Raw genomic sequence first — 18,430 nt, 5'->3', positions numbered from 1 at the left:
CGTCCGGATATTCCTATGTTTATTGTCTAGTTGTTTGGCGCTTGGCACGGCTGCGCCGCGCCCTCGCTTGTGACAGTTGCGTAAGTCCTGTTTAAGTAAGCTATCGCACTTTGCGCTCTTGGCATTTACATTGCGGATTCTGCTTGCAGTATGCACAGCACGAAACCCAAAAAAAAGGGATAAGCCTAAAGCCTATCCCTAAAAAATCAATTAATTAATCAATGTATCAAGTTCCTGAAGTCCAAGAATTGATGTACTCAATTTGATCGGGTGTTAGGCTATCAATCGTGATACCAATAGCTTGCAATTTCAACCGAGCAATTTCTTGATCGACTTCAACAGGAATTGAGTGCAAACCAGGTTCCAACTTACCTTTATTCTTCACCAGGAATTCACAAGCCAAAGCTTGGTTGGCAAAACTCATATCCATTACCGCGCTGGGGTGTCCTTCAGCCGCAGCTAGGTTAATCAAGCGTCCTTGTCCGAGAACGACAACTGATTTACCATTTTTCAACTTATACTCTTCGGTGAAAGGACGAACTTCTTTGATTTCCTTAGCTTGTGCAGCCAAGTATTTCAAATCAAGTTCCAAGTCAAAGTGACCGGAGTTACAAACGATCGCACCATCTTTCATGACATCGAAGTGTTCGCCACGAACGACGTGCTTGTTACCAGTCACAGTGACAAAAATATCACCTTGGGGTGCAGCTTCAGCCATTGGGAGGACGCGGAAGCCATCCATTACGGCTTCAATTGCCTTGATGGGGTCGATTTCGGTGACGATGACGTTAGCACCCATCCCACGGGCGCGGAGGGCTGTACCTTTACCACACCAGCCATAACCGACGACGACAATGTTTTTACCAGCCAACAAAACATTTGTGGCGCGGATAATCCCATCTAGGGTTGATTGCCCAGTACCATAGCGATTATCAAAGAAGTGCTTGGTATCAGCATCGTTAACGTTAACTGCGGGGAAGGTGAGTACGCCTTCTCTAAACATGGCACGTAACCGTACAATACCAGTGGTGGTTTCTTCGGTGCTACCAATCAAATCAGCAATTTGGTGTTGGCGTTGCTGTACCAAAGTTGCAACCACATCGCTACCGTCATCAACAATAATGTTGGGGCGATGATCTAAAGCTATTTGAACGTGGCGGTTATAAGTTTCGTTATCTTCGCCTTTTTGAGCAAAGACGGGAATTTCATGATCGACGACGAGGTTAGCGGCTACGTCATCTTGCGTTGATAAGGGATTGCTAGCAATTAAAAGCGCGTCTGCACCACCGGCTTTCAGAGCGATCGCCAAATGTGCTGTTTCTGTTGTAATGTGGGCGCAAGCTACAAGGCGTAAACCAGCGAAGGGCTTTTCGATAGCAAAGCGATCACGAATTTGCCGCAAAACTGGCATTTCGCGTCCAGCCCATTCAATGCGCTGTCTTCCCAAGGCAGCTAGGCCGAGGTCTTTAACCTCGTGCTTTAATCGGGGAGAAGTTGCGGTCATCAAAAGTTACCTCAAAAAATTAAAAAGGCTACGTAAAGTTTACGCACTCTACTAGGTTATTCTACTACTGGCGATTTTTGCTTGTATGAAAGCAAATCACTAGTGAATAGTCCTCAGGACTAGCTTGACGTTTGATCGGCAGAATGTCAACTTCCTCCTCAGCTTCTTCCTTTTTGTTTTATCTTTGGTAAGAGTAAGACTCTTCTCAGCCTTATTTGCTGATTTTCAATATCTTGTCATCTGTCCAAAGACAGAGGGCAAACAAAAAAATCTCAAAATTTCATCGTCTAAAGAGAAAACCCCAACTTTAGATAGGTACATTTACCCAAAATAATTGCGGAGGATAGTTATAGAAGTAGTCACTAGTAGATTTGATTTAAGGAGGTGTTTGAGTGCGTTTTCAATTTTTGGCGATCGCCAGTTCAATGGCCATAGGCGTTGTATCTGTGCCAAAAGCCACAGCCCAGATTCCTTTTGTACCGCAACTGCAAGCTCCCAGCAGTGTGAGTAATGATTCGGATAACAGAGTTGTTTCGGGCTGGATTTATTTAGATGGTCGTCGGTTATTTCAAATAGCGGCAACAAGAACCAATTTTCCTGAACGTTCAGAAGATATTCAAAAGAAGTTGGAGAAAATTGGCCAAAATTACTTTCAATCACCAGCAAATACAGCAGTCAAGGTAGAAGTTCGCAAAGTCAACGAATTACCAGTAATTTATGTCAACGGTCAATATCTAATGACTGTTACTTCTGAGGATGCGGGACTGCGACAGGTAGATGTATCGACATCGGCAAATCAAGTCAAAGAATCGTTAGAAGAAGACTTGCAACAAGCAAAGCAAGAAAGACAAACTCCATTTCTAATCGACCAAGGTAAAATTGCTGCTGGTACCGGAGTAGCAATGGTGATTATCAGTTTGGGGCTGTATGGCTGGCAGCGGCGTTCCCAAAAGGATTTAGAACGCTCCATTGCCTCCCAACCGCAAAGGGAACTCTTCAACTACCCAAAACCAGCAGATCAAGCAATTACAACACAACTAAATCAACGACAACAGCAACATCTTAAAGAAGCCAAGAAACGATTATTTGAGCTTGGTCAAGCCGGAATTTGGGGAGGTGGAAGCTTCTTTATTTTGGGTCTATTTCCCTATACACGAGGTTTTCAGGTAGCAATTCTCATAGCTGCCCAATTTCCTTTGCGATTAGGTGTCGTATGCCTGGCAACCTATGTAACAATTCGTTTGACCTACGCCCTAATTGACCGCTTCGCCTCCACTTTAATCAGCAGTGGTGCTTTCCTCACCCCAGAAAGTTCTGAACGGCTGCAACTGCGAGTTTCCACATTTTCTGGTGTAACTAAAAGTATCACTACTGTTATCTGGGTAGGAGTGGGCTTCTTGCTAGCGCTAGTATCCTTAGGGATAGATATCGTTCCCTTACTAGCGGGTGCCAGTTTAGTTGGTGTTGCATTGTCTTTGGCGTCGCAAAACTTAATTAAAGATGCGATTAACGGTTTCTTGATCATTTTAGAAGACCAGTATGCTTTAGGCGATGTGATTAATGTGGGAGACGTAGGAGGCTTAGTAGAAAATCTGAATCTGCGGATGACCCAACTGCGCGATTCTGAAGGACGCTTGATCACAATTCCCAATGGTGAAATTAAAGTTGTTGCCAATCTTTCTAGTCGTTGGTCACGAGCCGATTTAACAATTCCCATCGCCTACCAAGCCGATACAGAAGAGGCTTTGAAGTTGATTGCAACTATTGCTGATCAGATGAATCAAGAAATGCAATGGCAGAGTCAAATTTTGGAACCGCCGCAAGTTTTGGGAATAGATCAATTTGGCGATCGCGGTTTGGTTATTCGTGTCTGGATTAAAACACAGCCCCTCAAACAATGGGATGTCGCACGGGAACTTCGCCGCCGCCTGAAAGTTGCCCTAGATGAAGCCGGAATTTCCATCTCTGTGCCTCAACAAGCAATTTGGGTCAATGACGAGCAGTTCTTAAGTTCTCAGGAGAATGGCAAAACTAATTAGAAATTTAGATTCATTACCGCATTTTTCAGTTGATTAGACCCAACCGTGACTTCTCCTAGCAGAGGAGCAGGGAGCAGGGGAGATAGTTGCCAGTAAGTTTTTCCCCTCTGCCCCTCTGCGCTTTTGCCTCTCTGCCTCTTGTATCCAATCCCCAATCTTGTGCGATCGCCAACACTAAACCTTAATAAATTCTTATATTAATAAAAAGCTACTATCTCACTAACGAGTATTGAACTTTCACTGATTTATGTTTGTCAATACCTTCATCAAACGTCCAGTCCTGACGACGGTCTGTACGTTCATCATCTTGCTGCTGGGAAGCATCTGTATTCCGATCCTTCCGATTTCTCAGCTACCAGACCTCGCCCCAGTGCAAATCACCGTTAGCTCCAACAATATTGGTGCAGATGCTCAAACAACAGAAAGCACTGTCACCAACATTATTGAGCGACAAATTAATGGTGTTAAAGATGTATCTTATATATCTTCTAATACCGGGAATGATGGTTTTAGCAATATAACTGTCTCCTTTCCAACTAATGTCAATAGCGATATTGCTCAAGTAAACGTTCAAAATAAACAAGCACTTGCCGATCCTCAACTGCCAGATACAGTTCAACGAACAGGTGTCACTGTTGAAACGGCATCGAGCAGTCTGCTTCTCGTCTATGGGTTTTACTCAGAAAATAATGAGTATGACAACATTTTTATCAGTAACTATGTCGATCTGTATATTTTCGATCAGATCAAACGGCTTCCTGGTGTGGGAAAAGCCACGATTTTTGGGGAGCGCAAATATGCCATGCGTCTTTGGCTTGATCCCAACAAGCTTGCCCAACATCAACTAACTCCTCAAGATGTGACAACTGCCCTGCAAGAACAAAATATTCAGGTGGGTGCAGGGGCGATTGGTAAGGAACCAGCACCAGATAATCAAAGCTTTGAATTTGCTTTACGGGCAACCAGTCGATTTAAAGATGCGGCTGAATTTGAAGATATGGTGTTGAAGGTGAGTCGAGGTGGCACTAATAGCACGACTAATAGCACGACTAATAGCACGACTAATAGCACGACTAATAGCATGACTAATAGTACCCTAGTTAAGGTCAGAGACATCGGTCGAGTTGAATTAGGAGCAGAGAGCTATCTTGCTGATGCCAAATTCACCATCCCAGGAAATGCTCCCAAGCCAGCTGTGGGTTTGGGTATATATCAACTTCCGGGTAGTAATGCCCTGAACGTTGCTCATGCTGTTGAAAACCAGATCAAAATATTAGAGAAGAATTTTCCACCTGGACTAAAAGCACAGGTGGCATTTGATACCACTCCATTTGTAGAAATTTCTTTAGAAGAAGTTCTGCACACTCTGGTTGAGGCGATTGTCCTGGTGGTCTTGGTAATTTTTGTCTTTTTGCAAGACTGGCGTACCACGATCATTCCTACTGTTGCGATCCCCGTTTCCCTGATTGGGACGTGTGCGGCTCTGTTAGTTTTAGGATTTCAGATTAATACACTGACCTTATTTGGTTTCGTTCTGGCGATCGGGATCGTCGTCGATGATGCGATTATTGTGGTCGAGGCAGTTGCAGTCAAACTAGAGGAGGGCATGAGGCCCTTTGAGGCCGCTGTTGAAGCCATGAAGGAGTTAACTGGGGCAATCATTGCCACTTCACTTGTACTCATGGCGGTATTCATTCCAGTTGCATTCATTCCGGGCACTACTGGGATTGTCTACAAACAATTTGCGTTAACGGTTGCTTGCTCCATTGGCATCTCGACTTTCAATGCCTTAACCTTCTCTCCGAGTATGGCAGCCATCCTCATGCGTCCAGCTCAGACTCCACGGGGCCCTTTAGGTTGGTTCTTTAGGCAGTTTAATCGGGGATTTGGCTGGTTCACGCGCCGATATGTCGGGTTTGTTAGCTACCTTACCCATGTCAAGCCGATTGTAATTGGGGTTTTCATTACTGGTTTAGTCGCAACGGTTTTGATGTACAGAGCAGTACCTACCGGATTTATTCCAGAGGAAGATCAGGGTTACTTCTTTGTAATTGTCCAGGGGCCTGACGGGGTTTCTTTGAAATACACTGAATCTGTTATGGAGCGGGTTGCCAAAGAAGTCACATCGCTTCCCGAAGTTCAAGCTAGTTTTATGATCAGTGGGTTTGGTTTCGATGGCAATGCTTCTAATTTAGGCATTGCCTTTGCTAACCTGAAACCCTGGAAAGAGAGAGTTAAAGAATCTGAGTCTGTCTATGGAATACTTCAGAGGATGAACAAAAAGCTCTCTGCAATTACAGATGCTAGAGCGATCGCTGTGAATGCTCCTCCAGTTAGAGGATTAAGTACTACGGGTGGTTTTGAGTTTATCATTCAAGACAAAACCGGAAGTGCGCCGATTGAAACGCTAATTGAGAATGCTCAAAAATTGATTGGGGTGGCAAATAAAAATCCTGTTTTACAACGAGTCTTCACTCAGTTCACCGCAGACACTCCCCAATTTGACATTCAGGTAAACCGCAACCAAGCCAAAGCTCTCAACGTCGAACTCAACGATATCTTTGGGACTTTGCAAAGTTACTTGGGGTCGCAATATGTGAATGACTTTGTGCAGGGACAGCGACAGTATCGAGTATATGTCCAAGCAGATGGGGTGTTCCGCTCTAATCCAGATGATATTGGCAAGCTGTATGTTCGCTCTGCAAATGGTGCGATGATTCCGTTGAGCAGTTTGGTGAAAATTACTCCCTTTGTGGGGCCAAAAACCATCTCCCATTACAACTTGTACAGGTCAATCAAAGTACAGGGCGCTCCTGCTCCCGGTGCTAGTTCTGGACAGGCAATTAAAGCGATGGAGCAAATTGCAGCAGAAAACTTACCTCAAGGATTTGGTTATGAGTGGACAGGGACTTATCTCCAAGAGAAGACATCTGGGGGAGCTACGGGCTTGATTTTTGCCTTAGCGATCGTGATTGTCTTTCTGGTGCTATCGGCTCAGTATGAAAGCTACATTGACCCGATCATTATTTTGCTGACGGTTCCTCTAGCAGTCTTGGGAGCGATGACAGCCCTTTGGCTACGATCGAATATTTTCATGGTAGGTAGCCTCTTCCCGAAAGTGGTGGATGATATCTATTGCCAGGTAGGTTTGGTGACTTTGATTGGTCTAGCTGCGAAAAACGCAATTCTAGTCGTAGAATTTGCCAATCAGCTGCATGAGCAGGGCATGAGCTACACGCGGGCGGCGGTGAAAGCGGGGCAAGAACGTCTGCGACCGATCTTAATGACTTCCTTTGCAGCGCTGTTAGGATTTTTACCCTTGGTAATCTCTCAAGGGGCTGGAGCCAGCAGCCGTTGGTCTTTAGGAACAGCGCTATTTGGGGGGTTGATGCTTTCGACGTTCTTGAGTTTATTCTTAGTGCCAATTTTGTATATTTTGGTTAAGAGCTTGGCTCAGGCTATATTACCTCGGAAGGGATCGGGAGGTTCAAAACCTCCAGATTCTCCAAATGGAACTTCCGAACCTAGACATGAAGCTCTACCTGCTGGTTCAAGTCAGCCAGAGACGCAACTTAGGTCTCAGCAGGATGGGCTAACCTAACTTTTGCCCTTAAGTCTCCTAGCAAAGTGCAGACTAACTTGAGCTTGCTGGCCAGTGTTAGGGGACTCCTCGTCATCCCTGTATCTTTCTAACAATTTGAAAAAGAGGCAAAGGAGCAGGGAGCAGGGGGACAAAACATAAAGGGGACTCAGACTAATGTTCCGCTCTGATTCCTGGCAGCAGGAAGGGGTCATTTCCCCCTGCCCCTTGCCTTTTTGTTGAATTATACAGGTTAAAAGCGTATCAGCTTATCCACAACATCCTCTAACTCTGATAACATTTTCTGTAATTTCCTGCTTGCTAAAAAAATTAGTCGAATAGAAATTAAGTACTTAGATAAGGAAGAGTGAAATGGGACTTAGCGACGGACTTTTGAACCCGACCAAAAAGGCTATGGTCATAGAGGACTGTTGCAACATGATCGAAGGACAGCTTGCATCCAAGTCAGGTATGAGTGGTATCGCTTTGAAAACTGCCTTTGCTGCTTTGAAGGGGGTTAAGCCAGGGTACATTCCCTATGTCGTTGAGCAGATATTACCGCAATGCTTTACAGCTCTCGATCCCATCTGGAGTCAAGGCGTAGAGAAAGGCGACCCAGTTGAATATCTGAGTGCGAATCGCTCTAATACAGCAGATGCACTACTGAGTGTTACTGATGGGAGAGTCAAGAACTCAAACCGCCAAATCGTGCGAGGAACTTATGAAAAACTTCGCGGTTCAGCCAAAAAGCACGTAGAAGAAGCAGTGCCAGACTTAGCCAAAGTAATCAATAATTACACTAAGGTCTGAGCCAGAGAAGTAGAGACGCGATTAATCGCGTCTTTTAGATTAATTGATCGCGCAGCGTCTCTTCTGGAGAATCACCTTTTTATATCACTTGATCAATTAGTTCAATTGTTTCATCTGGCAAGGTGATGTTAATCCGGCGATGCATAATTTTTGCTCAGTTTTGCCTCTGGTATCAGCATGAGTCACTTGGTGCGATCGCTTTTATTGGAATGGTTGAGATAAGAGGATGCTGATTAAAAAATATTTCACAGAATAATACGAGTGCTGTTATTTTTAAGTCATGCTAATGTAATAAGATGAATTTTGTGATGTCTTTTTTGATGTCTACAGACCTTAATTTGCCCTTGGCGTTCTTGGAGGATTGCGTCACGCAAAAAAAGCAATAATGCTATAGTAGTATTGGGAATCCAGCAAGATTTCCCTAAATTTATAGCATTTGAATGTAGAATAGATACTCAAATGTCTGAAGAAATAGTTGGAGAGGTGTCCGAGCGGTTCATGGTGACGCACTCGAAATGCGTTTTGGGGAAACCCAACGGGGGTTCGAATCCCCCCCTCTCCGTTCAAAAAATTACTAAAAATTTACTACAAGGTGGCTGAAATTTGCCTACCTTTAACAAAAATCTTGAGCAACTTGTTTGTTTATTTGCAAGTGAGATAGGATTATCGCTTAATATTTACGTAGTCAAATATTTGCCAAAAACACTAAAATATACACCGCCAACACAGATTTTTGGGATAAACTAATGCCATCGTGTGAGGAGTGAACGATGGTAGATCGCAGCTTGGGGCGAGTATTCTCATTTAGTCTGATCAGCATTTGTTTATATCTAGGTATTAGTATAGGAGTGATTATCCGGCTTGGGCAATCACAGCGATTAAACGCTGCTACTACACCTACTGAGCCTGTGCGATTTCCATTAGCTATTCCTGAACTTACGCCATCAACAACAGAACAACAAACCTTTCCAGATACTATTACCATCAAAGCCGTTGGAGATATTATTCCTGGCACTAATTTTCCTAACTATAGATTACCCCGCTTTCGAGATCAATTATTACCAAAGTCAGTGAGAACTCACTTGCAAGGATCTGATATCTTGTTTGGTAATTTTGAAAGTAGTCTAACCAATTATCCCTATACTGCCAAAGATATTAGTCGAGGACAAGTCTTTGCCTTTCGCTCTCCACCTGTATATGCCCAGCTTTTTGCTGAAGCTGGTTTTAATGTGTTCAATATGGCAAATAACCATGCAATGGACTTTGGATCAGTAGGGTTCAAAGATACAATGAAAAATCTTCAGGCTGTGGGCATTGCAACATTAGGTCATAAAAATCAAATTCTTTATTTGGAAGCTAATAATATCCCCGTGGCGATGATCGGGTTTTCTCCTTATGAAATGTATAATTCCATCCATAATTTAGGAGCAGCTAAAGCACTTGTGGCAGAAGCCAAAAATAAAGCCAATATTGTAGTAGTATCGATGCACGCTGGAGCAGAAGGAACGGGGGCACTACACGTTAAGAATCAAACAGAGTTTTTTTATGGAGAAAACCGAGGTAATGCGATCGCGTTTGCTCGAAACATGATTGATGCAGGAGCAGACTTAGTACTAGGACATGGGCCTCACGTTCCCAGAGCAATGGAAATTTATAAAGGAAAAATCATTGCCTATTCTTTAGGAAACTTTTTGGGATATCGGACTTTATCTACAAATGCCCAAACAGGTGACTCAATGATTTTAGAAGTCAAACTCAACTCAGCAGGAGATTTGGTATCAAGTAAAATTATTCCTGTTCGGATGGATCGGCAGGGAATTCCTCATATCGATCAGAGTTTTCAAACTGTGAGACTTATGCGTTATTTGAATAATCAAGCTTTTCCCAAGAACCCGGTGAAGATTAATAAGAAGGGGGAAGTTGTTATACAGAATAGGCTTGATCCTTCCTAAAATAATTACTAATTCGTAATTTGTAATTACTTAATAGGAGTCAGGGCTGTGCTGGACTCACCGCGCTGCTTCACCAAAATCCCAAATTGAAAATCTAAAATTGACTAGTTATTGTCATCTTGTGGCTTTTCCTCGAACTTCTGAATATTCTGAGGTTGACTATTAGTGGGTGAATTTTGCTTTTCCAGTGTTGGTACTACCACAGCAGAAGGATCTGATTGTTTGGATTCCGTTGGTGGTGCTGGTGGTATAAGTACAGGTTTTGATGGACTTACGGGTTGAGGGGAGGCAGGATTTTGACTAGAAGCGGGTAAGTTATTTTGTGGGAATGGCAATGGTGTGGGGGAAGCATTTCGAGATGAGCGGATTGCCCGTAGTTTCTCCACTAAGGAGGGTGTGGGTGAAACGCTAGGCGAAGGTGTGGATTGTTCGGAATTACCGCGTTGCGATTCTCTTGTAGGGCTGCTGGTAGATTCTTCTTGGGAAGAACGACGATTGCGGCGACGCTGTTTGGAATTAGAGCCAGGTGCTGTTTCGCTTCTTGAGGTAGTGTTAGTCTCTTCATTTCTGGGTGAAGATGTACTATCAAAATTAGGTGCTTTCGCGGCTGGTTCTTGAGTTGGCTGTTGAAAAAGCGGCTTGGCAGTCGGCTGCTGCTGAGATTTGGGTAATATACTCGCGATCCCAAAACCTGCTGTAGCAGCAATTAGGGCTACACCCATACCAATAAATACTTTAGATGACCCCAGCTTTTTAGCCAGTACAGTTTCCTTAGCCATACCTGGGTTAGGCTGCACCAACACAGATGGTCTATGAATAGAATTTTGGGCAGTTTTCCCAATTAAAGTTGCTGCCTGTTGAGCAGATAAATTAACAGTTGGCACTGCGTAAGTGGGTAAGACTTGCGATGTTCCATTCACCTGATTTCCAGGTAGCAATTGCAGCCACTCCGCAACTGTCGCTGGCCGAAAACGAGACTCTACCGCCATACCGCGCATTACTGCCTGGTTGACAGCAGCACTCAAGTGTGGTTGCAGTTCGCGGGGGGAAGGCATTTGTTCGCGATCGCGCAATAATGCTGGTATGGGAACTTGGGCTGTCAACAGTGCATACAAGGTTGCTGCTAAACCATAAACATCTGTGGCGGGTGTGCGCGCCGCTTGCGTCATATACTGCTCAATAGGAGAATAACCCTCAGAAACCAGACCTGTGTGAGTCTGTCTGACACCACCATTAAATTCTCTGGCAATACCAAAATCAATCAGTACTACTTCCTGTGTTCCAAGGCGTTGAATAATATTATCTGGTTTGACATCGCGGTGTAACAAACCGTTGTTGTGTACTACCTGCAACGCTGCCCCAATTTGCCGGATATAATGAATTGCTGTGGCTTCAGGTAAAGTTATTCCTGGTAATACAAATGCGTCTCCCAAGGTTTCACCAGGAATGTATTCCATCACCATATAAGGCAATCCAGCTTCCACAAAAAAGTCACTGACTCGGACTATATTTGGGTGAATACACGTAGCTAATCGTCTGGCTTCATCTTGGAATTGGCGCTCGAATTTGGCAAAATCAGGATGTTGTCGCAGCCGTTCATTGATGGTTTTCATCACCACCTCCTGACCCAAGTAGTGATGCTTAGCTTTAAAGGTAATGCCAAAGCCACCCCGCCCTATTTCTTGAATTAGGGTATATTTTCCATCCTGCAAAATTGTGCCTGCTAACATAAAGAGTCCTGAGTCCTGAGCGAGCAGATAAGTAGCGAGTCCTGAGTCTTGAGGGATTTCCCAAAAATTTTCCCATATTTTTATCGGGCAGGGTTCTTGCCTGTCTATTTTACGGGATGATTTAGTTGTTGAAATTCCTGAAGTGAGAAAGACCTCCCCACGATCACAACAGTTTTATCTTTCTCAGATGATAACGCGGGAGTACAGCAAGCTTAAAGCGGAAGATGGGCTAAGGCTATTTTTTAGGTTTTATAGAAAATTTGGATTTTAGATTTCAGAGACATCTAAAATCCAAAATCTAAAATCTAGAACTCTTACAGTTGCCGCACTAATGGCTGACCATCTTTGACTTCGCCAATTAAAACTAAATCAACACAGTTAACGAAGATACCATTTTCCAAAACGCCGGGAATGTTATTCAATATCTTTTCAAGTCCAGCTGGATCTTCAATAGAGTCAAATCTGACATCTAAAACAAAGTTCCCTTGGTCAGTGATTACTGGCCCAGCTTTTTTTACACCCATGCGGAGTTCTGGTTTACCACCGAGTTTTTTGATGGCATTAGTTACAGGAGTAATTGCCATTGGAATCACTTCCACAGGCACAGCGAAACTAGAACCTAAGTGGTCTACTAACTTGCCACTGTCTACCACGACGATGAACTGTTCTGCTAGGTAATCTACGACTTTTTCGCGGGTATGTGCTGCACCACCGCCTTTAATCAAATTCTTCTGCGGATCGACTTCATCTGCACCATCAATGGCAATATCGATGTGGTCAATAGCATCTAAGGTGGCGAGAGGAACACCATACTGCTTCGCCAGCACTTCTGACTGAAAGGAGGTAGGTATACCAATGATATCTTTGAGTTCACCAGACTTGAGGCGATCGCCCAAAAACTGAATCGTATATGCTGTAGTTGACCCCGTACCCAACCCGACAATGGAACCCGACTTGACTAAGGCGGCGGCGGCTTTGCCAACTTCTTGCTTCATCAACTTTACGGGATCTGCTGCTGCTGTCATTCCCAAAACTCCTGAAAAACTGACTATAGTCCATAGTAGTGGGCAGATAACATCAAAATATGAAAGGTAAAAAACAAGTTTTTGCTAATTTCTACTTCCTTGATTAGGGACTTCCAAAAAATAAAACATCCTAGTGTCCGGAACAAAGGAGATGACTGATGTAGAAATAATGTATATTAATATACGAAATTAATGAAAAACCTCCAGTACACTGCTCCTACTTTTAAGCAACTTTTCGCTGAGATTGACCCGGAAATAGCAAATACCTTCACGGTAGAGCAATTAGAAGCAATAAAAAAGGGTTTGGCCTCTCGTGCTAGGACAGGTCATTCTTTAGACATAAGAGTTTCAGTACCAATTCCCGGATTAAGGTTTTATCTGGTGTTGCTAGCAGGTTCAGAACGTCGCTCTCAAGTGCGTTTACGCTCTGAAAAAGGTTTATATCCTTTTTGGACTCCTGCCAATATCTTGTTCCTCATAGGATTTTTAGTCATTCTATCGACTTGTAGCTACACTATATTTTCTTTTGCATTTTCTTCACTTACTTTCACATCTAGCTCCTATTACCCTACTTCAATTCCTTGGATTTACAATAAATCAGAATGTGAACACACTGGTAGAATCTGGCATGATGGAAAGTGCTGGGATTCTGAACACAGTCCTAATTTTTAAAATTTCTACCTACACCCTACTTAGCTAAAGCAACATTGCCCAGCCTAAATTCGTCACTAGCTGAGTTACAGGTTATTAGGAACACCAAATTTTGCGTTAACCTCAGTAACGTAGTTTTTTAAATTCACGTTAGCAGTTAAAAGTGCTTATCATGATACGTCAGCTTTCAATTTCTCTATCTTTAATGGCACTACTACAAAGCTTGCCAGCAATTGCTCAAGTACCAGAATCTACTTCTGGAATACCAGCTGATTCCATTCAACAGGTAACTGCTGTCAAATGGATGACAAACTTTCCTGATGGCAAATTTTATCCAGAAAGGTTACTGAGTCGGGCAGAATTAGCCTCGATTATGGTAAAAGCATTTCGCCTAGATAAAAGAGAAGCTGTTACCAAAGAAAATTTAACTATTCCAGATGTTCCTCGTTCTTATTGGGCATTTAATGATATACAGACAGTCTTAAAAACTGACATCATGAAAGGCTATCGGGGCAATGAATTCTTCCCTAACCAAAAGGTGACAAGGGCAGAAGCTCTGGCTATTTTCGCCCAGGCTTATGGTGTATTTCAATTTCCTGATGCCGCTGTGAATGAGATTCTAGCTTCACATCCAGATGAAAAATCTATTCCAACTTGGGCTAGAAAAGCGATCGCTACAGTAGCTACTGAGGGATTTCTGAATACAGATGCTCAAGGCAATATTTCTCCATTAAAACCCGTAACCCGTGGGGATATGGCTTATGTATTGAGTAAATATTTGCAACGACAACAGCAACAACCCGAAACACCAGAAGTTCCGATGATTCCAAATAGCCCACAATCACCTTAACTAGACTTTTTCTAGCCGACGTACTTAAAATCAGTTTTGACCCGGATTTTTATACTTGTCTCGAAGTTGGCGAAGAAGATATAAGGAATTAGACTGTGTTGGTTGCTGCAACACATTATTCCCATAATTAGATTGTGGTGGTTGCGTCGGTTGCTGCAACACATTATTCCCATAATTAGATTGTGGTGGTTGCGTCGGTTGCTGCAAGCCATAATTCCCATAGGTAGATTGTGGTGGTTGCATCGGCTGCTGCAAGCCATAATTTCCATACCCTACAGGGTTTGTGGGTGTAACAACACTTTGACTTGGACTTTGGCTAGAGTAAGGTACAGTATTACTTGGTGCTACATTAGGCACTACTTGACCGTTATTTAAATTATTGTAAGGATTTTGCGGTAAGTTCGTACCCGTAGTTAACCCATTATTAGGCACTACTTGACCGTTATTTAAATTGTTGTAGGAATTTTGTGGTAAGTTCGTACCCGTTGACGTGTTGCCTGTCCCAGCAGTTAACCCAGTGCTTGGTAGAGAATTCTGACTGGTTAAGCTATTAATGGGTGGCATTAGCGTTGTTCCTGGAGCGGAGACTTGCCCCAAGGCATTTGTCTGAGTTGCAGTGCTACCATTGGAGTCAGACAATTTCTGGTTTGTCGATTGATTAAGTGCTGTTTGCAGAGGGTTGATAGAGAGAGAATTTTGATTCTTATTGGTTTGATTAGTGAATCCAACGTCTAGGCTAGAAGATGTTGCGTTTCCCCCTGTTGGTTCAGACGCCGCATTTAAGGTTTTAAGACCTAGAAACTGGTTACTACTATCAACTGTTCCAGTACGCAATAAATTGTCTGTTTGTACGACAAAGGGATTTTTCGCGGCTGGGGAGGTGTCGCCGTTAACGCCTAAACCAGGATTTAATTTGGTATTATTAGCAGACTTTTGTTTGTTAATTACATCATCTAATAAGCCTTTGCTCTTTTTCGCCTCAGTCTGTTGTTCAGGCGCATTTGGTGTTGATGAAAGAGTTGCTTGCTCAAAGTCATTAAATAAAACTGGTAGGTTATCAATATCTGCTGCAATAGCTTTGTTTTCTTCTGACAGGGAGGAATCAGCAGACTTTTGTAAAACGACTGGTTTTTTTTGTTTATAAACGAAAATATCTGGGTTTGACCAGTATTCCCAGGTTGCTAGCCCGACTACAGATAAAAAAATCGCAGTTCCCCAAAAACCAGGCCGCCCTAGATTCCATAACCTGGCTTTGAGATAGCGTAAGTAGGCGGGAGGATAATGACGATTTGGCATGGGATTGGTAAGTGAGATTTACTATAAATTGGTGAAATTCGACGGAAGAGGCATTGCTGTTTGATGCTTTTATTTGCCTGGGAAGGAAATGTCTCAACTAAAGTTCGATTGTAATTTCATCGTAACTTCTCAAGAAATTATTAGTCACAAGTAAGTCAAAAATTTACTAATGACTATTGTAAAACTAAACGGTTTAGTATAAAAAATAATTTTGAGTATCTTAGCTGCGATTATCATTATCTATAAAGGTGACTGTAGTATTAGGAGTTTTGGGCTGTGTCATAGTTCCAGCCTTCCTTTTAGAGTTTTAGCTTTATTTTACTCTGTATAGAGTAATAAAAGAGGGTTAAATCAGCATTAGTCAACCTTTTGAAAGCGATAGTTCTATTAGATGGGAATTTGGATACAAAATTCTGTTTCTTGGCTTGTTTTTGAGGTGCATGTTAACTTGCCTTGGTGCATTTCTACTACAATCTGATAACTAATAAATAAGCCAAGTCCAGTTCCTTTACCAACAGGCTTCGTTGTAAAGAACGGATCAAATATTTTGGAAATTACCGATTCAGGAATACCCAGACCATTGTTTTTAATACGAACATTAAGCCAAGTTTTATCAATGACCTCAGAGCTAATCCAAATAGTAGGAACGAACGGTTGAGATTGAAGATTTTGACTAATTGATAGGTTAGCAACTACCTCATTTAAAGCATAGATAGCGTTATTTAAAATATTCATGAATACTTGATTCAGTTGCGCGGGATAGCACTCTAACTGGGGAATTACTCCATAATTTTTAATTATTTGAATTTCCATATTTCCCGACTTGCTTTGGAAGCGGTGACGCAGAAATGTGATTGTGTGATTGATCCCTGCGTGAATATCAACATTTTTGATTTCTGCTTCATCCAACCGAGAAAAATTTCGCAGTAACAGCACAATTTCTCTAATGCGATCGCTGCCAACTTGCATCGACTCCATCACCTTACCTAAATCTTGTTGAATAAAGTCCAAATCCCAGGTTATTATTGCTTCTTGAATATGTGGTGAGGGAACTGGATAGGTTTGCTGGTAGAGTTGCAAGATTTGTAATAAGACTTTTGTATACTCAGATGCATGGGTGAGATTAGCGTAAATAAAGTTAACTGGATTATTAATTTCGTGAGCAATCCCTGCAACTAATTGCCCCAGACTCGACATTTTTTCAGTTTGCACCAGTTGAGCCTGAGTATATTTGAGTTTCTCAAGGGTAACTTTTAGGTCGTGATTAGCTTGAATTAGCTCAATATTTCGTTGTTCTACCCTAGCTTCCAGTTCTTCATTCGTTTGCTTCAGTAATGCTTCTGCGTGTTTGCGTAAGCGAAGCTCGTCGTAGACATCGCTAATATTGATCAGTGAGCCAGAGAATTCTGTTTCACTTTGAGGTTGAGCAGACAGTTCCAACCAAACAATTACACCAGTTTGATGGTAAAAGCGGAGTTTTTGGCAAACCTCTACTCCGCTTTGTAGCTTTTCTAGAGTTTCTGACCACAAGTATTGATCATCCAAGTCAATGAAATTGCCTAAAGCACTACCGATGACATCTGCTATCCCATAACCAAGGGTATTTGTCCAGGCTCGGTTGAGGAAGTTGACATTACCCAAGCGATCGCACTTAAACACAATTTCGCGCAGACTATTCACCAATTCCCGGTAACGCCGCTCAGATTCAGACAATTTCTCAATCAAACTGTATTGAATCTGTGTATGCAATTCATTGCTTAAATCTGACATTCTACTGTACTCGTCAAACGCTGAAGTAACTCGGTATGGTTAATTGTATCGGCGTATAAGGGGAAAACGTGAGTGTGGTAGAATTCTTGTTCAAACACTGTGCGAGCAGAAGTGCAATCAGACAAAAGAACAACCTTATAGCCTTTTTCATGGGCAGAACGACCTGTAGAATCAATGCAGACCGAAGTGACTGCACCAGTTATAACTACATGAGTAATCTCTTTTTCATGGAGAATCGTGTCTAAGTTAGTATTTATGAAAGCATTAAATCCTCGTTTTCCGGGAACTTCGAGAATTCTGCTGCGAAAGGGTAGCAACTCATCAATCATCTGCGATCCCTTCGTACCAGCTTGAAAAGCCCCAACTTCCTTGATAGTTTTAAGAATGCCAACAGGTTCAACCAATTCCTGGTAGTTTGGCGTAAAAAAAATCGGTGTGGCAATCATCAACACTGGAGTTTGTAGCAAACATCGTACAAGCTCAACGGTGTTTTCTAATACTTTGGTGGCCCTTGAGGATTCCTCAATAACATTATGTAGAATACCATCGGCTGCAAAGTAGTCATTTTGATAACCAATCAAGATTACAGCAGTATGTTGGGGTTGCATTGTATTTCTAACTATTTAGTATATCTAAACACTTTATTATTCCCGTTTTAAGTGTGTTTCTAACGCATTCCCAAAAAGTCAGCCACTGCCGCTAAACCGCAATCCCCATACAAACGGCTTCATGTGATTATTCCGATTGAAGATATGTTGTGGGCATCGCAACAAAGACCTTTGCTATTTGCGAATCCTACCTTTTTTTTGCCACAAAAACGAGTCATCTTCACATCCTACAATAGAACCTGAAATTTGTAGCAGTGTTAATACTGTTTCAAATGTATAAATATTTGTATTATACTTAAATATATTGATTAGCGTAGGCGTAGCCCGCCGTAGCCCTTTGGGGAAGCAAGCTACGCGTAGCGTCTCGTAGAGAAGGCATCGCACCTTTTTCACCCAACCTCACAAAATCGCGTTGCTCCCGGCTGCTGCGATCGCCCCAGTTTCCATTTTCGCTATCTTGATTTTCTACAGGAGTAGCAGAGACGGCATCTCTGCGGTGGAAATAGTTGGCCGCTATCGATCAAAGCGATCGCCAAGTCTATTTTTTATACCTGATAAAACTTGATTTATGAATTATAACTGTACAGACGGGCTATGACCCTCTTTTAACTTCTT

General features: G+C 42.6%; 13 protein-coding genes and 1 tRNA gene. 8 read left to right on the top strand and 6 right to left on the bottom strand.

The annotated features are described in order from the left end of the window. Nucleotides 1-226: 226 nt before the first annotated feature. Nucleotides 227-1,504 carry an adenosylhomocysteinase gene (ahcY, locus tag V7K60_RS19425; RefSeq protein ID WP_334927454.1) on the bottom strand — a complete coding sequence of 426 codons (1,278 nt, stop codon included), beginning with the start codon at nucleotides 1,502-1,504 and terminating at the stop codon, nucleotides 227-229. A 392-nt stretch (nucleotides 1,505-1,896) separates the two neighbouring features. Here ahcY and V7K60_RS19420 point away from each other — a divergent pair, with 392 nt between their 5' ends. The 5 genes from V7K60_RS19420 to V7K60_RS19400 all read left to right on the top strand — a co-directional run bounded on the left by V7K60_RS19420 (nucleotide 1,897) and on the right by V7K60_RS19400 (nucleotide 9,885). After that, nucleotides 1,897-3,543, top strand: a complete 1,647-nt coding sequence (locus V7K60_RS19420) for a mechanosensitive ion channel family protein (RefSeq protein WP_334927452.1) — start codon at nucleotides 1,897-1,899, stop codon at nucleotides 3,541-3,543. A gap of 247 nt (nucleotides 3,544-3,790) precedes the next feature. After that, complete coding sequence (locus V7K60_RS19415; RefSeq protein WP_334927450.1) at nucleotides 3,791-7,144, top strand: efflux RND transporter permease subunit; 3,354 nt, start codon at nucleotides 3,791-3,793, stop codon at nucleotides 7,142-7,144. Between the two features lie 351 nt (nucleotides 7,145-7,495). Continuing rightward, nucleotides 7,496-7,933 (top strand): DUF6918 family protein, encoded by a 438-nt coding sequence (locus V7K60_RS19410; protein ID WP_334927448.1) that lies wholly within the window; start codon nucleotides 7,496-7,498, stop codon nucleotides 7,931-7,933. Nucleotides 7,934-8,410: 477 nt separating this feature from the next. Continuing rightward, nucleotides 8,411-8,495, top strand: a tRNA-Ser gene (locus V7K60_RS19405). Nucleotides 8,496-8,703: 208 nt separating this feature from the next. Continuing rightward, the gene (locus V7K60_RS19400) at nucleotides 8,704-9,885 is read left to right on the top strand and encodes a CapA family protein (RefSeq protein WP_334927446.1); all 1,182 of its coding nucleotides are present in this window, start codon (nucleotides 8,704-8,706) and stop codon (nucleotides 9,883-9,885) included. A 104-nt stretch (nucleotides 9,886-9,989) separates the two neighbouring features. On the opposite strand, the gene V7K60_RS19395 is transcribed toward V7K60_RS19400, so the two are convergent. Continuing rightward, nucleotides 9,990-11,615: a serine/threonine protein kinase gene (locus V7K60_RS19395; RefSeq protein WP_334927444.1), complete on the bottom strand. Its 1,626-nt coding sequence runs from the start codon at nucleotides 11,613-11,615 to the stop codon at nucleotides 9,990-9,992. Nucleotides 11,616-11,929: 314 nt separating this feature from the next. After that, on the bottom strand, nucleotides 11,930-12,640 hold the full coding sequence (gene rpiA / locus V7K60_RS19390) for a ribose-5-phosphate isomerase RpiA (protein WP_334927442.1): 711 nt from the start codon (nucleotides 12,638-12,640) through the stop codon (nucleotides 11,930-11,932). A gap of 192 nt (nucleotides 12,641-12,832) precedes the next feature. On the opposite strand from rpiA, the gene V7K60_RS19385 reads away from it, so the two are divergent. Together V7K60_RS19385 and V7K60_RS19380 are read left to right on the top strand one after the other, a co-directional pair. After that, entirely contained in the window at nucleotides 12,833-13,312 is a 480-nt protein-coding gene (locus V7K60_RS19385) for a hypothetical protein (RefSeq protein ID WP_334927441.1), read from the top strand. A 151-nt stretch (nucleotides 13,313-13,463) separates the two neighbouring features. After that, nucleotides 13,464-14,141 (top strand): S-layer homology domain-containing protein, encoded by a 678-nt coding sequence (locus V7K60_RS19380; RefSeq protein WP_334927439.1) that lies wholly within the window; start codon nucleotides 13,464-13,466, stop codon nucleotides 14,139-14,141. A 30-nt stretch (nucleotides 14,142-14,171) separates the two neighbouring features. Here the strand turns inward: V7K60_RS19380 and V7K60_RS19375 are convergent, their stop codons facing one another. From V7K60_RS19375 to V7K60_RS19365, 3 genes are all read right to left on the bottom strand, one after another. After that, the gene (locus V7K60_RS19375; RefSeq protein WP_334927437.1) at nucleotides 14,172-15,437 is read right to left on the bottom strand and encodes a hypothetical protein; all 1,266 of its coding nucleotides are present in this window, start codon (nucleotides 15,435-15,437) and stop codon (nucleotides 14,172-14,174) included. 387 nt (nucleotides 15,438-15,824) lie between these two features. After that, nucleotides 15,825-17,207, bottom strand: a complete 1,383-nt coding sequence (locus V7K60_RS19370; protein WP_334927435.1) for a PAS domain-containing sensor histidine kinase — start codon at nucleotides 17,205-17,207, stop codon at nucleotides 15,825-15,827. Then, nucleotides 17,195-17,815, bottom strand: coding sequence for a cysteine hydrolase family protein (locus V7K60_RS19365; protein ID WP_334927434.1), 621 nt, complete (start codon nucleotides 17,813-17,815; stop codon nucleotides 17,195-17,197). Before V7K60_RS19365 ends, V7K60_RS19370 begins: the two co-directional genes overlap by 13 nt. Before the next feature lie 412 nt (nucleotides 17,816-18,227). Here V7K60_RS19365 and V7K60_RS19360 point away from each other — a divergent pair, with 412 nt between their 5' ends. Next, nucleotides 18,228-18,380, top strand: coding sequence for a hypothetical protein (locus V7K60_RS19360; RefSeq protein ID WP_334927433.1), 153 nt, complete (start codon nucleotides 18,228-18,230; stop codon nucleotides 18,378-18,380). Nucleotides 18,381-18,430 lie beyond the last annotated feature (50 nt).

It is taken from the genome of Nostoc sp., assembly GCF_036917555.1.
In the GTDB taxonomy this organism is placed as follows: Bacteria; Cyanobacteriota; Cyanobacteriia; order Cyanobacteriales; family Nostocaceae; genus Nostoc.
This window is presented reverse-complemented; position numbering and strand designations above follow the sequence as displayed.